Origin of the sequence: Kinneretia sp. DJ1R-11 (genome assembly GCF_025717595.1) — a bacterium.
In the GTDB taxonomy this organism is placed as follows: domain Bacteria; phylum Pseudomonadota; class Gammaproteobacteria; order Burkholderiales; family Burkholderiaceae_C; genus Paucibacter_A.
The window spans coordinates 291354-305753 of sequence record NZ_JAJIRR010000002.1; the positions used below are offsets into that span (position 1 = coordinate 291354).

The window sequence follows — 14400 nt, forward strand, 5'->3', positions numbered from 1 at the left end:
AGGGGCTTATTGCAGTCTTTGCACCCAATAGATCAGCACTTCCTGGCGCGGCCGCGAGACATCGGCATCGGCGTAGTAGTAGGTGGGCACGGCATTGATGGCCTCCACCGTGGCCATGCCGGAAATGACCCGTCCGAACACGGCGTAACCAGGCTGGGTCGGGCTCTTGTAGTCATTGCCCGGATTGTCTTTCACATTGACGAAGAACTGGTTGGTGGCGCTGTTGGGCTCGCCGCGCCGCGCCATGGCCAGGGTGCCGGGCAAATTGGCCAGGGTGTTGTTGCTCTCCAGGGGCACCGGCCCGTAGGTTGCACGGCGCTCGTACATGCCGCTGGTGTAGCCGCCGCCCTGGATCACGAAGTCGCGCTCGACGCGGTGGAACAAGGTGTTGTTGAAGTGGCCATCGGCCACATAGCGCAGGAAGTTGGCCACGGTGGCCGGCGCGTAGGCGGTGTAGAGCTCGAAGACGATCTCGCCGCTGCTGGTCAGCATGCAGACGGTGGAGAAGCGGCTTTGCGCCGATTTGGCCAAGCCCTCGTTGCTGCAGCTGTTGGTGTTGGGGCGCGGGTTCGGATTGGGCACCGGCACGGGCACCGGCTCCGGGCGGTAGTGATCGCCGTCACCACCGCCGCCACCGCAGGCGGTCAAGGTCACCAGGGCGGCCACAGCGGCCAGGCGCAAAACAAAAGAGCGCATGAGACAAGACTCCTGAACAAGGTGTCTGCTCAACGCGCTCGATAGCAGCGCCGCTGACGGCGCTGACATCTGCTTACCCTTGCGGGTGAAAGTCAGCTTATTTGAGCTGTGTGGCCCAGTAAAGCAGCACTTCGGTGCCGGTCATGTCGGCGCCTGCATAAAGCTGCGGCTCGGCATTGATGGCATCGACCGTGGCCAGGCCCGAGATGATGCGACCGAACACGGCATAGCCGTTCTTGCCCGAGATGGCGGCGCTGTAGTCCAGCGTCTTGTTGTCCACGGTGTTGAAGTAGAACTGGCCGGTGGCCGAATCGACGGCGCTGGTGCGTGCCATGGCGATGGTGCCGCGCACATTGGACAGACCGTTCTGGTTCTCCAGCATGATGGGCGCGAGCGTGCCGGCCTTGGCCACATTGCCGCTGGTGAAACCGCCGCCCTGGGCCACAAAACCGGGCACCACGCGATGGAAGATGGTGTCCTTGTAGTAGCCACTCTTCACATAGGCCAGGAAGTTGGCCACGGTGATTGGCGCCTTGGCGCTTTCCAGCTCGATGACGATTTCACCCTTGCTGGTCAGCATGCAAACCGTGGCCGAAGCCGGGCTGGCGTTCGACGCAGCAATGCCGGCGGCGCTGCAGGTGGTGGTGGGCGCCGTCGGGACCGGGTTGGGCTTGGGCGTAGGCAGGGGCTTGCCGGCATCGGCCGAGCTGCCGCCGCCGCAGGCGCTCAGCAGGGTCAGGGTGCTCAGGCCGGCGGCCAGCAGTGCGGCCTTGGCAATGGAGAAGCGGGATGTGGTGTTCATACAGGACTCGAAAAAAGGCGGTGAATCAACAAACAAACAAGCCTGGCTGCTCGCCAGCGACCGGCCTGCAGTATCCATGCAGCGACGCGCGCAGGACTGCCGTTTTGAACGCACAGCGCACACACGTGGGAAATTTTCCCACCAACCCATGCAGCCAGACAATCCGCCTGGCTCAGAGCTCGAGGTTGTCGATCAGCCGTGTCGTGCCCAGCTTGGCCGCGCCCAGGGCGACCAGGGCCTGGCCCTCGCGGGCCGGGCTCAGATCATGCTGGCAGCGCAAGGTCAGGTAGTCGGGTTGCCAGCCGGCATTGCGCAGGGCCTGCATGCTCTCGGCCTCGAGCGCAGCCAGATCGCGTTCGCCGGCCTGCCAGCGATCAAGCAAAGCCCGGAGCGTGCGGCTCAGGCGCAGGGCCTCGGTCTTCTCGGCCTCGCTGAGGTAGCCGTTGCGCGAGGACAGGGCCAGGCCTTCCGGGCTGCGCGTGGTCTCGCCGGCGCGGATCTCGATCGGCAGCGCCATCTGCGCCACCATGCGGCGCAGCACCATCAGCTGCTGGTAGTCCTTCTTGCCGAACAGGGCCAGACTGGGCTGGACGATGTTGAAGAGCTTGGCCACGACGGTGCAGACACCGATGAAGAAGCCGGGGCGGAAATGACCTTCCAGGATATCGGCCAGCTCGGCCGGCGGGTGGACCTTGTAGCCCTGGGGCTCGGGGTAAAGCTCGCGCTCGTCGGGCGCGAAGACGATGTCGCAACCGGCGCCCTGCAAGAGCTCGGCGTCGCGCGCCAGGGTACGGGGATAACGGTCAAAGTCCTCGTGCGGCGCGAACTGCAGGCGGTTGACGAAGATGCTGGCCACCACCAGGGCATCGAGGCCTAGAGCCGCGCGGCCCTGGCGCACCAGGTCGAGATGGCCCTGATGCAGATTGCCCATGGTGGGCACAAAGGCGCGGCGCGGCTGCCCGGCCAGGGCCTGGCGCAGTTCGGCAATGGTGTGGATCACTTGCATGGTGGTCGGAGAGAGAAGGCGAGGCTCAATAGCCGTGCAGATCGTCCTGCGGGAAGCTCTGGGCCTTGACCGCGGCCACATAGCGCAGCACCGCGTCCTGCACCGAGGCCGCGCCCTGCATGAAGTTCTTGACGAAGCGCGGGCGACGGCCCGGGGTCACGTCCAGCATGTCGTGCAGCACCAGCACCTGGCCCGAGCAGCCAACGCCGCCACCGATGCCGATGACCGGGATGCCCAGGCTCTGGGTCAGCTCGGCCGCCAGGGCGGAGGGCACCATCTCCAGCACCAACATCTGCGCGCCGGCCTCGACCAGCTCGCGCGCATGCTGTTTCATCAGCGCCGCGGCCGCTTCCTCGCGGCCCTGCACCTTGTAGCCACCCAGCATGGTGGCGGTCTGCGGCGTCAGGCCCAGATGGGCACACACGGGAATGCCGCGCTCGACCAGAAAACGCACCACCGGCGCCGTCCAGCCGCCGCCTTCGAGCTTGACCATGTGGGCGCCGGCCTTGACCAGGGCGGCCGCGCTCTTCCAGGCTTCCTGGGGCGAGCTCTGATAGCTGTCAAAAGGCAGATCGCCAATCACCCAGGCGCTCTTGCGGCCGCGTGCGACGCAGCGGGTGTGATAGACCATCTCGTCCAGCGAGACCGGCACGGTGCTGCTCTGGCCCTGCAGCACATTGCCCAGGGAATCACCGACCAGCAGCACGTCCACGCCGGCTTCGTCCAGCAAGGTGGCAAAAGCGGCGTCATAGCAGGTCAGCATGGCGATCTTGTCGCCGCTGGCATGCATGTCCAGCAGGCGCTGCAAGGTCATGGGTTTGCGCTCGGTCATGGCGGCTCCTCGGGGGCTGTGGGGGCGGAGCCCGCAAAGCCAGGCCCCATTTGGCGCGCAGTGTAGCCGCCCATCTCCGGGTTTGCGCTAGGCTGAGACGCCCAATGGCCGGCCGCCGCCCCGCACAGGGCCCGTGCTCCAGTTAGGATGGGCCGCATGACCCTGACCGAGTTGCGCTACATCGTTGCCGTGGCCCGCGAACGCCATTTCGGCCGCGCCGCCGAGGCCTGTTTCGTGTCCCAACCCACGCTCAGCGTGGCCATCAAGAAGCTTGAAGAAGAGCTGGACGTGCGCATCTTCGAGCGCGGCGCCAACGAGATCAAGGTGACGCCGCTGGGCGAAGACATCGTGCGCCAGGCCCAGTCGGTGATCGAGCAGGCCAGCGCCATCCACGAGATCGCCAAGCGCGGCAAAGACCCCCTGGCCGGCGCCCTCCGCGTGGGCCTGATCTACACCATCGCACCCTATCTGCTGCCCGAGCTGGTGAAAAACGTCATCGAGCAGTACCCACAGATGCCGCTGATGCTGCAAGAGAACTTCACCGTCAAGCTGCTGGAGATGCTGCGCACCGGCGAGCTGGACTGCGCCATCATGGCCGAGCCCTTCCCCGACACCGGCCTGGCCGTGGCGCCGCTCTACGACGAAGACTTCATGATCGCCGTGCCGGCCAGCCACCCCTTCGCCGGGCGCGATTCGGTGTCGGCCGAGGAGCTCAAGAGCGAAACCATGCTGCTGCTCGGCGCCGGCCATTGCTTCCGCGACCATGTGCTCGAGGTCTGCCCTGAGTTCGCCCGCTTCAGCAGCGACGCCGAGGGCATACGCAAGAGCTTCGAAGGCAGCTCGCTGGAAACCATCAAGCACATGGTGGCCTCGGGCATGGGCGTGACCGTGGTGCCGGCGCTCAGCGTGCCCCTGCTGCCGCCCGCGCATCTGCGCTTCGTGCCCTTTGCGCCGCCGGTGCCGACGCGCCGCGTGGTGCTGGCCTGGCGCAAGACCTTCACCCGCTACGAGGCCATCGCTGCGTTGCGCAATGCCGTCTACGGCTGCAGCCTGTCCGGAGTGAAGCGCCTGTCATGAAACCCGCAGCCGCAGCCAGGACCCGGGAGCTGCGGCTCTACGAGCTCGATGGCGAGCTCGCCACCCTGCGCGCCGGCCGGGACGACACGCTGAGCGAGGCCGAGCGCTGCCGCCTGCTCGTCGCCCTGGCTTGGCATGAGCGCGAGCGCAACACCCCGCAAGCCTTGGCGCGGGCCGAGGCCGCCGAGCAGGCCCTGGCCGCCACGCCGGCGCTGCCCGCCGACGAAGGCGCGGCCTTGCGGCGGCGCCTGAGTCTGACCCGGCTCGACGCGCTGCGCCTCCATGGACGCTTCGCCGAAGGCCTGCCGCTGGCAGCCGAGCTGCTGGTGGAAGCCGCAGCCGCGCAGGACTGGCTGGCTTGTGCCGACAGCGCCTGGCTGAAGTCCCTGCTGCACAGCGGCGCCGGGCAAATGGACGATAGCTGCGCGGCGCTGGAGCAAGCCATCGTCTGGGCCGAGCGCGCCGGCGACCGCACGCGCCAATGGATCTTCGAATGCAGCTTGGCGCGCAGCGCTGGCCTGCAGAACCGTGAAGCCGCCGAATTGCGCTGGGGCCAGCATTTTCCGGCCAAGCTCAGTGGCCTGCATGCCAGCGCGGCCGTGCTGATCGAGCTCTACCAAGGCTACCGCGCCCTGCGCGCGCGCGATCTGAAGCTGGCGGTGCGTCGCTTTTCCGTCCTGATCCAGCCGCTGCAGGCGGCCGGCTTTGTGCGCGAGGCCATCAACACCCTGGGCAATTTGGGCAGCGCCTTCAACGACTTGAATGACCCGGAATCGGCCCTGGAATGGATGGAGCGCGGCCTGGACATGGCCCGCGCCTCGGGCTGGTCGACCAGCCTGGGCGGCTGCCTGATGCAGATGGGCGAAACCTTGCGCCGCCTGGGCCGTCTGGAACTGGCGCGCAGCCTGCTCGACGAGGGCACACAGATCTTTGCGCCCCAGCCCGACTCGCGCAACTATGCGGTCTGCCTCAGCTACCAAGGCCTGCTCAGCCTGGATCTGGGCGAGGGCCAGCGGGCCCTGAACTACTTCGAAGCGCTGGACCGCCATCCGGGCGGCTATCTGGACCTGCGGCGCAATGCCCGCCGCGGCCATGCACGTGCTCTGCTGCTGTTGGGCCAGCTGGAGCCGGCACGCCAGATGGCCAGCGAGGACCTGGCACGCGCCGAAGCCGAAGGCGCAGCCGAGGCTGAGGTTGAACTGCGCATGGTGCTGGCCCAGATCGCCCAGCAGGACCCCGGCCCGAACGGTCGGGCCCAGGCCTTGCAGCAGCTGGAGCTGGCACGCGAGCGCGCCCAGTCGATCGCTGGCAACAAGGACAGCGCCGAACTGCTGGCAGCCCTGGCGCAAGCCTATGCCGGCACCGGCCGCTACCGCGAGGCTTTCGAGACCAGCCAGCTGGCCGCCAACGCCCGCGCCAACATGCTCGGCCGCAGCTCGGCCGATCGCGTCGAGGCCCTGCAGCTGCGCCATCTCAATGAAAACGCACGCAGCGAAGCACAACATCTGCAGGACATGGCCGAGGCCGAGCGCCAAAAGGCCGCGCTGATGCAGCGCAACAGCCTGACGCTGGAAAAGCTCGGCCTGATTGGCCTGGAGCTGACCCAGCACCTGGAGCTGGGCTCGATCTTCGATGCGCTGAGCCGCCACATCCCGGCCCTGCTCGATGCGCGGGCCTTCGAAATCTATCTGCTGGATGAGGATGGCGAGAGCCTGAACTCGGTGTTCGGCCTGGAGGACGGCCAGCCCCTGCCGCATGACTGCATTGCACTCAGCGACACCGACTCCAACGCCGCCCGCTGTGCACGCGAACGGCGCGAGCTTTCGGTCCATCTGGCCGCCGACGGCAGCGACCCCAGCCAGGTGCCCGGCACCATGCGCACCCTGAGCGCGATGTTCGCGCCGTTGCTGATCCAGGAGCGTCTGCTGGGCGTGGTGACCGTGCAGTCACCGCAAGCCCAGGCCTATGGCGAGCATGAGCGCATGGTGTTCCGCTCGCTCAATGCCTTCACCGCCATCGCCCTGGACAATGCCCACGCCTACCGGCGCCTGCAGCAGGCGCAGAGCCAGCTGGTCGCCAAGGAAAAGCTGGCCGCCCTGGGCTCCCTGGTCGCTGGCATTGCCCATGAGCTGAACACCCCACTGGGCAACAGCCTGCTGATGGCCAGCACCCTGGAACAACGCAGCCGCGAGGTGGAGCAGGCGGCCGAGGCCAAATCGCTGCGGCGCAGCGAACTCGAGGTCTTTTTGCGCGAGACCCAGTCGGTGGCGCGCCTGATCATGCAGGGCCTGCAGACCGCCGCCGAGCTGATCACCAGCTTCAAGCAGGTGGCCGTGGACCGCACGGCCGAACAGCGCCGCCTGTTCGACCTGGCCCTGCTGTGCGAGCAGGTCACCGCCACCTTGCAAGCCGGCATCCGCAACAAGGGCCACCGCCTGGAGCTGCAGGTGCCCGAGGGCCTGCTGCTCAACAGCTTTCCCGGCCCCCTGGGTCAGGTGCTCAGCAATCTGGTCAACAACGCCATGCTGCACGGCTTCGGCGCCCGGCGCGGCGGCCTGATGCACTTGAGCGCCCGGCCGCTCAAGGATGGCCGGGTCGAGCTGCGCTTTCGCGACGACGGGGTCGGCATCAGCGCCGCCCATGCCGGCCGCGTGTTCGAGCCCTTCTTCACCACCAAGTTCGGCCAGGGCGGCAGCGGCCTGGGCCTGTCCATCAGCCACAACATCGTCAGCTCGCTGCTTGGCGGCAGCCTGGCGCTGGACCCCGCGCCGGGGCCGGGCTGCTGCTTCGTGCTCTGCCTGCCCCTGCAGGCGCCCGAGGCCAGGGCCCGAGAGGAACCGGGAAGTGCGGATGCCGCCGCCCTGTAAGGCCTGGCCAGCACAGCTGAGCGCAAGAACCGGGTGGTCGGCCAAGAGCTCGCCCTTCACACTGCCGCCATGAACAGCCCCCGTTATGAACGCATCCGCCAGGCCCTGGAGCAGCTGAGCCAGGGCCCGGTGCCCCTGCAAGCCCTGGCCGATGCCGCCGGCCAAAGCCTGTTTCACTTCCAGCGCAGCTTTGTCGAGCTGGCCGGTGTCACGCCCAAGGAGTTCAGCCAGGCACTGGCCTTGCAGCGCGCCAAGCAAAGTCTGGCGCAGGCCGACTCGGTGATGCAAGCGGCCCTGTCGGCTGGCTTGTCAGGCCCCTCGCGCCTGCATGATTTGTTTGTCGGACAAGAAGGTCTGAGCCCAGGCGAGTTCAAGAATGGCGCGGCCGGCCTGACGCTGCGCTGGAGCAGCGCCGACAGCTTGCTGGGGCCGATCTGGTTGGCCGCCAGCGAACGCGGCGTGGTGTCGCTGGTGTTCAGCCAAGGCGCCAGCGACGAACACATGCTGGCCAAGGCGACAGCCCAATGGCCGCTCGCGCAATGGCAGGAGGCGCGACAAGAACTGGCACCCATCCTGGACGAAGTGCTGCGTCGCATCAGCGGCCTGGGGGCCAGCCGGCCCATCGGCTTGGCCTTGTCCGGCACGTCCTTACGGCTGAAGGTCTGGCAGGCGCTGATGCGCATACCAGAGGGTCAGGTCTTGAGTTACGGCCAATTGGCGCGGCAGGTCGACGCTCCACGGGCGGTGCGGGCCGTCGCCAGTTGCGTTGCAGCAAATCCGATTGCTTACCTGATCCCCTGCCACCGGGTGATTCGCGCCAATGCGGACTTTGGCGAATACCGCTGGGGGCCGCGCACCAAACGTGCTCTGCTCGGCTTGGAACTGGCTCGCGGCGAAGCCTCGGCCTGCTCAACAGGCGCTATTTGACGTCGCTGCCGAAGACTGTTTTCTTGGCCACGGGCAGCCATTGGTCGATGTTTTGGCTGGTCGCAATCAAGACCGGCACCAGAATCTGCTTGGCCGGCGGTGACGCAGCGCTGCGGCTCGCCAGCAGCGCTTCTGCGGCCTGACTGCCCATCAACAAGGGCTGCTGCATGCCCACCGCGACCAGGGCCTTGCGTCTGAGCAAGTCGACAAACTCGGGAATGCCATCGAAGGACCCCAGCAGCAAGTCGTTGGATCGCTTCAGCTCACGAATCGCCTGCAAAGCGCCGAGCGTGGGCTGATCCACCTCGACAAACAAGCCGCGCAGCTTGGGGTGCTGGGTCAGCAAGTCCTTGACGAAACCATAGGTCTCTTCGGTGCTGTAGGTCTTCATCTGCCGCAGCGCCAGTTCCTTGCCAAAGCCGGCATCGCGCATCGCATCACGAAAGCCATTGGTGCGGTCCTGGCCGTTTTTTCGGTCCAAGGCAATCGTGCACATGGCATAGGGCTCGCCCTGCCAGCCGCGCTCCTTCATGACCTGGGCCAAGGCCTCGCCTACACCGTAAGCGCCCTTGTAGTTGTCTGACTTGACGTAGGAGACATAGTCGCCGCCATTGGTGCCGATATCGGCCACCACCACCGGCACCCGGGCTTTGCTGGCCAAGTCCAGCACATCAACCGCCGACTTGCTGCTGGTCGGTGAGAGCACCAAACCCGCCACGCCCTTGCCCAGCGCGGCCTGCGCGTTCTGCAGTTGCAGGGCATCGCTGTTGCGACTGTCCAAGACCTGAAAGCCATGCCCTCGGGCTTCAACATACTGTTGAACGCCCTGACCCAGGGTGCGCCAAAAGGGCAGATCCAAACCGGGCGTCAGGTAGACCACTTGCGGCGCCGCGGCCTGTGCGGATCGCAGACCCAAAGCCCCAAGGCCGACTCCCGCCAAGGGCGCCAAAACCAAACCACGTCGGAGGGTCTGAAGTTCCAGGTCCTGAACTTTGCGTTTGTCCATCTGCGTCCCCTTGGTTTTTCGCTTCATGGGGCTTGGCCAGAGCAGCTGTCCCGAGGCTCGAACCCGGCCATGCCTGCACATCTTGGCTCAGCCGTCCTCAGCTGTCTATCGTCTCCAGGGGCAGCAAGAGGGTGACGGTACAGCCCTGGCCCGGCACACTGTCAACTCGAATCTTGCCGGCCAAAATGCTGGTGACGATATTGAAGGCAATATGCAGCCCAAGGCCGGAACCGCCACTGCCCAACCGGGTCGTGAAGAAGGGTTCAAACACACGGTGCAGATGTGCCGGATCAATCCCGCGCCCGTTGTCCCGTACCGTCAGTTCGAGGTGGCCAGCGTCTTTCATGATGGCGGTGATGCAGATCAGGCCTTCATCGCGATCTTCGAAGCCATGGCGAATGGCGTTGTTGATCAAATTGCCAAGAACCTGCCCCAAGGGTCCGGGGTAGCTGAGCATTCGGATGTCGGGGGGAATCTGCTGTTCCAGGTGAAAGGCGCCGGCCTTGAGGGAGGGCTGCAGCGTCAAACAGACCTCGTTGACCACGTCAGTCAGCGCAAAGCGCCGCCTTTGCGCGCTCTGACGATCAACAGCCAATTGCTTGAAGCTAACGATCAGCTCCGATGCACGTGACAGATTGCGCAGCAAGATATCGCCGGCGGCCTCCATCTCATTCAGATAGCGCACCAAGCTGCTGCGCGTCAGAGTCTGCAAGCCATTGCGCTCGAAGCTGCTGGTTCTGTCGACAACGGTGCTGGCGGCCAGCAAACCATTGCCAATCGGCGTGTTCAACTCATGGGCAATACCCGCCACCAAAGCCCCCAATGCCGCCAGCTTCTCTTGCGCCACCAGTTCACTCTGAGTCAGGCGCAGGGTCTCAATCAGTTGGACCAGTTCAGCATTGACCTGCTGCACGGCTTCGTCACGCTCAATCAGCTTGCCCTGCATCAGCTTCATTGCATACAGCAGGCTACTCACATCGCGGTGGCCCACTTCGACATCCACGCGCAGATTTCCAGCGGCGATGGTGCGTGCGACTTCGGCTGCGTACTCCGGCTCGCCGCCCAGCTTGGCCAGCAATGAGCGTGTGATGGATGCCGTCACCAGCACACTCAGCAACAGAGCCAATGCAGCAATGGACAGTATCCAATTGCGCGAGCTGAGATAGGCGCGCTCCACTTCGTGGCTGGCCGTCACCATGCGCTCGCTTTGAAAGCGCCGGAGTTGCTCCAACAGTTCGAAATAGGTGTTTTGGTAGCCGTGCAGATCCACCACCAGCAAGTTGCGCGCCTCACCCATGCGCTGGCTGCCGATCAGCTGGATGAAGTCGTCCTGGTTGATGACATAGGCCGAATGGACTACGCGGATCTTGTCCATCAAGTCCAGCGCCACCGGATCGCGGACACTTTGCTTGAGCTCGACCAGGGTCTGCGTCATGCGTATCTTGGCTGCGGAAATATCGCGCAACTGTTCTGCGACCTGCTCGTCTTCCGCCAGGATCAGCGCATTGCGCATGGCGCGAGCAATCAGCCCTAACTCCTGCGTCAGCTGGTTGACCAACAAGGTCTTGGGATAGCGGTCGTTCAGCGCTTCGCCGGTCGTCTCACTCAAAGTCTTGAGCTGAAAGACGGCCGTCGCCATGGTCAGCACCAGCAAGAGGATCACCGCGCCATAGCTGAGGGCCAAGCGCTGGCCGATCTTCAGACTGACCGAGTGCAAGCGCGACGCAGTCAGCAGGCTTTGAAGAACGGATCTCAAGCGCAAAACTCTGGTTGCATGGTTTAAGAAACAGCAGGATCGAGTCAAAGCAAGAACGATGCGATTCAGTCTACATGCCTCAAGGCGGGCAAATGCGCTGGCCTCTTGCGCTAGGGCCAAGCCAGACCTTTCAAAAGCTCTCGTGGCTTGGGTGCTTCGATACCCGGCGGAAAGCACGGCGTGAAGCACGACGCACAGCCAAGGCGCTGAGCGCCAGTCCGCTGGCGACCAAGAACAGGGCCGCGGCCGCAGCGGCGCGCAAGAGGCTGTTGTTGAAGTCCTCGCCGCCCTGGTAGTCCATCAGGTGCAAACGCCAGAAAAAGTCGTAGAGCACCCAGGCCTCGTTGCGCACGGCCAGCAGCTCGCCGCTGCGGGGGTCGAAGTAGAAGCGACTGCTGAAACGGTCATCGAAGCGGACCCGCCAGACGGGCCCCGGCCGCTCGCCCAGTTCGCGCACCAAGCCGAGCCGGCGCGGCACGGTCTCGATCCGCTCGACGCCCAGCAAGCGGCCCTCGCCGATGTAGAGCGTGCGGGCAAAGGCCTCGATCTCAGCCGCACTCGGCGGGCCCAGGCGCTCACCACCGGCGCGCATCCAGACTTCGCCGCCCTCGGCATAACGAAGCTTGAGCGCCGGACCGGCCGGCGTCGCCACGCTCTGCAGGGCCAGCAGCGCGCCCCGGTCGCCGGGCAGATCCTGCTGCTTCAGTTGCCAGCCCACGGGCAAAGAGAGCTGCGGCTTGCGCAAGACCTCGCCACCCTTGACCCAGGCCTGGAAGGGCAGCCAGGCAAAGATCAGCCCGCCGAGGATCCAGGCCAACACCTGCACGGCCACCAGGTAGCCCAACCAGCGATGCCAGCGAAACAAAAAAGGACTCCAGCGCATGGCCATGGTCATGATTTCTTTGGAAGATGGGCGGCGATTGTCAGGCGAGCAAGCTTTTGGCTATCCACACGTTAAAACTATTCAATTGGCGAGTTTGATAGAAGAAATCTAAAGTCCATCCATCCCAGCACCCCCTCACCTCAGGAGAGAAGCGCCATGTCCACCGAATCCAAATGCCCCTTCCACCACGTCGCCGGCGGCGGCACCAGCAACCGCGACTGGTGGCCCAAGCAGGTGCGCGTGGACTTGCTGAACCAGCATTCCAGCAAGTCCAACCCGCTGGGTGAGCAGTTCAACTACGCCGAGGCCTTCCAGAAGCTGGACTACCACGCGCTCAAGGCCGATCTGGTCAAGCTGATGACCGACAGCCAGGATTGGTGGCCGGCCGACTTCGGCCACTACGGCCCGCAGATGGTGCGCATGGCCTGGCACGCGGCCGGCACCTACCGCACGCTCGACGGCCGCGGCGGTGGTGGCCGTGGCCAGCAGCGCTTCGCCCCGCTGAACAGCTGGCCCGACAACGTCAACATCGACAAGACGCGCCGCCTGCTCTGGCCCATCAAGCAGAAATATGGCCAAAGCATCTCCTGGGCCGACCTCTTCATCCTGGCCGGCAATGTGGCGCTGGAGAGCATGGGCTTCCGCACCTTCGGCTTCGCCGGCGGCCGCGAAGATGTGTGGGAACCGGATCAGGACGTCAACTTCGGTGCCGAGACGAAGTGGTTGGCCGATGACCGGCGCTTCCACGCCGGCGCCAGCCCGCGTGAACTGGACGCCAACCTGGCCGCCACCCATATGGGCCTGATCTATGTGAACCCGGAAGGCCCGAACGCCAGCGGTGACTACTTGGCCGCGGCCCATGACATCCGCATAACCTTCAATCGCATGGCCATGGACGACGAAGAAATCGTCGCCCTGATCGCCGGCGGCCACACCTTCGGCAAGGCCCACGGCGCCGCCCCTGAAGCCCACAAAGGCCCCGAACCCGAAGCCGCCGGGATCGAGGCCCAGGGCCTGGGCTGGCAGAGCAATTTCGGCAGCGGCCATGGCAAAGATACCGTCTCCAGCGGCCTTGAAGTGACCTGGACCACCACGCCCGCGCAGTGGAGCAACAACTTCTTCGAAAACCTCTTCAAGTACGAGTGGGAGCTGATGCACTCGCCGGCCGGCGCCAAGCAATGGGTGGCCAAGGATGCGCCGGAGATCATTCCGGACGCGCACATCCCAGGCAAGTTCCACAAGCCCACCATGCTGACCACCGACCTGACGCTGCGCTTCGACCCGGCCTTCGGCGCCATCTCCAAGCGCTTCCTCGAGAACCCGCAAGCCTTTGCCGAGGCCTTTGCCCGCGCCTGGTACAAGCTGACCCACCGCGACATGGGTCCGAAAGCCCGCTACCTCGGCCCGGAAGTGCCGAAGGAAGAACTGATCTGGCAAGACCCCCTGCCCGCGGCCACACACCAGCCCACGGCGGCCGACATTGCCGACCTGAAGGCGCGCATCGGGGCTGCAGGCCTGTCGGTGAGCGAGCTGGTCTCGGTGGCCTGGGCCTCGGCCTCGACCTTCCGCGGCAGCGACAAGCGCGGCGGCGCCAACGGTGCCCGCCTGGCCCTGGCGCCGCAGAAAGACTGGGCCGTCAACCAGCGCGCTGTGCAGGTGCTGCCGAAGTTGGTCGAAATCCAGAAAGCGGCCGGCACCGCCTCGCTGGCCGATGTGATCGTGCTGGCCGGCGTGGTCGGCGTCGAGCAGGCGGCTCAGGCGGCCGGCGTCAAGGTTGAGGTGCCCTTCGCGCCGGGCCGGGTCGATGCCCGCCAGGACCAGACCGATGTCGAATCCTTCGCCGTGCTGGAACCGCTGGCCGATGGTTTCCGCAACTACCGACGCGGCCCGGTCGGCGCGCCGACCGAAGCGCTGCTGATCGACCGTGCCCAGCAGCTGACGCTGACGGCACCGGAGCTGACGGTGCTGATCGGTGGCCTGCGCGTGCTGGGTACCAACTTCGACGGCAGCACCCAGGGCGTGTTCACCGAGCGGGTCGGTGTGCTCAGCAATGACTTCTTCGTCCATCTGCTCGATATGAGCACGGCCTGGAAGGCCAGCGACGCCAGTGACGAGCGCTTCGAGGGCCGCGACCGTCAGAGCGGCGCACTGAAGTTCAACGCCAGCCGCGCCGACCTGGTGTTCGGCTCCAACGCGGTGCTGCGCGCCTACGCCGAGGTCTACGCCAGCGCCGATGGCCGCGAGAAGCTGGTCCGCGACTTCGTGGCCGCCTGGACCAAGGTGATGAACCTGGACCGCTTCGAGCTCGGCAGCCGCTGAAACCCGGAGTCAGACATGGACCTGAAGATGCGCCGAAATTTGCGCCTGCTGGCCGGACTGGCCATCCATTGCGGCGGTGCCGCCGCGGGCCTGGGCATGCTGCTGCAATTCACGCACAACCAACCGCATTGAACGCCGTGCCGCGAAAGCGGCATTGATGCACAGCAAGAAGGGCTCGCTTGACCGGCGAGCCCTTCGTTTTGGCGGGTGCGGACTGACAGAATGCGCG

The 14400-nt window shown here is 65.5% G+C and carries 11 protein-coding genes; 4 read left to right on the top strand and 7 right to left on the bottom strand.

Features of this window, described 5'->3' with window-relative positions:
* Nucleotides 1-6 precede the first annotated feature (6 nt).
* From LNV23_RS05330 to panB, 4 genes are all read right to left on the bottom strand, one after another.
* Nucleotides 7-696 carry a peptidylprolyl isomerase gene (locus LNV23_RS05330; protein ID WP_263562019.1) on the bottom strand — a complete coding sequence of 230 codons (690 nt, stop codon included), beginning with the start codon at nucleotides 694-696 and terminating at the stop codon, nucleotides 7-9.
* Nucleotides 697-793: 97 nt separating this feature from the next.
* A complete protein-coding gene (locus LNV23_RS05335) occupies nucleotides 794-1498 on the bottom strand; it encodes a peptidylprolyl isomerase (RefSeq protein ID WP_263562020.1) in 705 nt (234 codons plus the stop codon).
* 172 nt (nucleotides 1499-1670) lie between these two features.
* Nucleotides 1671-2504 (bottom strand): pantoate--beta-alanine ligase, encoded by an 834-nt coding sequence (gene panC, locus LNV23_RS05340; RefSeq protein WP_263562021.1) that lies wholly within the window; start codon nucleotides 2502-2504, stop codon nucleotides 1671-1673.
* A 25-nt stretch (nucleotides 2505-2529) separates the two neighbouring features.
* A complete protein-coding gene (gene panB, locus LNV23_RS05345; RefSeq protein WP_263562022.1) occupies nucleotides 2530-3336 on the bottom strand; it encodes a 3-methyl-2-oxobutanoate hydroxymethyltransferase in 807 nt (268 codons plus the stop codon).
* Between the two features lie 156 nt (nucleotides 3337-3492).
* Between panB and LNV23_RS05350 the strand changes: the two genes are divergently transcribed.
* The 3 genes from LNV23_RS05350 (at nucleotide 3493) to LNV23_RS05360 (ending at nucleotide 8207) form a co-directional block, all read left to right on the top strand.
* Nucleotides 3493-4413 carry a hydrogen peroxide-inducible genes activator gene (locus tag LNV23_RS05350; protein ID WP_263562023.1) on the top strand — a complete coding sequence of 307 codons (921 nt, stop codon included), beginning with the start codon at nucleotides 3493-3495 and terminating at the stop codon, nucleotides 4411-4413.
* Nucleotides 4410-7280, top strand: a complete 2871-nt coding sequence (locus LNV23_RS05355) for an ATP-binding protein (RefSeq protein WP_263562024.1) — start codon at nucleotides 4410-4412, stop codon at nucleotides 7278-7280. The genes LNV23_RS05350 and LNV23_RS05355 overlap by 4 nt, the downstream gene beginning before the upstream one ends.
* Before the next feature lie 69 nt (nucleotides 7281-7349).
* Nucleotides 7350-8207 carry a methylated-DNA--[protein]-cysteine S-methyltransferase gene (locus LNV23_RS05360; protein ID WP_263562025.1) on the top strand — a complete coding sequence of 286 codons (858 nt, stop codon included), beginning with the start codon at nucleotides 7350-7352 and terminating at the stop codon, nucleotides 8205-8207.
* Here the strand turns inward: LNV23_RS05360 and LNV23_RS05365 are convergent.
* The 3 genes from LNV23_RS05365 to LNV23_RS05375 form a co-directional block, all read right to left on the bottom strand.
* A complete protein-coding gene (locus tag LNV23_RS05365; protein WP_263562026.1) occupies nucleotides 8200-9240 on the bottom strand; it encodes a substrate-binding domain-containing protein in 1041 nt (346 codons plus the stop codon). The genes LNV23_RS05360 and LNV23_RS05365 overlap by 8 nt on opposite strands.
* Before the next feature lie 70 nt (nucleotides 9241-9310).
* Nucleotides 9311-10969 carry an ATP-binding protein gene (locus LNV23_RS05370; protein ID WP_263562027.1) on the bottom strand — a complete coding sequence of 553 codons (1659 nt, stop codon included), beginning with the start codon at nucleotides 10967-10969 and terminating at the stop codon, nucleotides 9311-9313.
* Nucleotides 10970-11099: 130 nt separating this feature from the next.
* On the bottom strand, nucleotides 11100-11858 hold the full coding sequence (locus LNV23_RS05375) for a PepSY domain-containing protein (protein WP_263562028.1): 759 nt from the start codon (nucleotides 11856-11858) through the stop codon (nucleotides 11100-11102).
* Between the two features lie 150 nt (nucleotides 11859-12008).
* Between LNV23_RS05375 and katG the strand changes: the two genes are divergently transcribed.
* A complete protein-coding gene (gene katG / locus LNV23_RS05380; protein ID WP_263562029.1) occupies nucleotides 12009-14171 on the top strand; it encodes a catalase/peroxidase HPI in 2163 nt (720 codons plus the stop codon).
* Nucleotides 14172-14400 lie beyond the last annotated feature (229 nt).

Bases quoted from the DNA above. Each gene is read 5' to 3' on its own strand.
- LNV23_RS05360 (WP_263562025.1), top strand. From the start codon at position 7,350: ATGAACAGCCCCCGTTATGAACGCATCCGCCAGGCCCTGGAGCAGCTG.
- LNV23_RS05375 (WP_263562028.1), bottom strand. From the start codon at position 11,858: ATGGCCATGCGCTGGAGTCCTTTTTTGTTTCGCTGGCATCGCTGGTTG.
- LNV23_RS05365 (WP_263562026.1), bottom strand. From the start codon at position 9,240: ATGAAGCGAAAAACCAAGGGGACGCAGATGGACAAACGCAAAGTTCAG.
- LNV23_RS05350 (WP_263562023.1), top strand. From the start codon at position 3,493: ATGACCCTGACCGAGTTGCGCTACATCGTTGCCGTGGCCCGCGAACGC.
- LNV23_RS05355 (WP_263562024.1), top strand. From the start codon at position 4,410: ATGAAACCCGCAGCCGCAGCCAGGACCCGGGAGCTGCGGCTCTACGAG.
- katG (WP_263562029.1), top strand. From the start codon at position 12,009: ATGTCCACCGAATCCAAATGCCCCTTCCACCACGTCGCCGGCGGCGGC.
- LNV23_RS05335 (WP_263562020.1), bottom strand. From the start codon at position 1,498: ATGAACACCACATCCCGCTTCTCCATTGCCAAGGCCGCACTGCTGGCC.
- panB (WP_263562022.1), bottom strand. From the start codon at position 3,336: ATGACCGAGCGCAAACCCATGACCTTGCAGCGCCTGCTGGACATGCAT.
- panC (WP_263562021.1), bottom strand. From the start codon at position 2,504: ATGCAAGTGATCCACACCATTGCCGAACTGCGCCAGGCCCTGGCCGGG.
- LNV23_RS05330 (WP_263562019.1), bottom strand. From the start codon at position 696: ATGCGCTCTTTTGTTTTGCGCCTGGCCGCTGTGGCCGCCCTGGTGACC.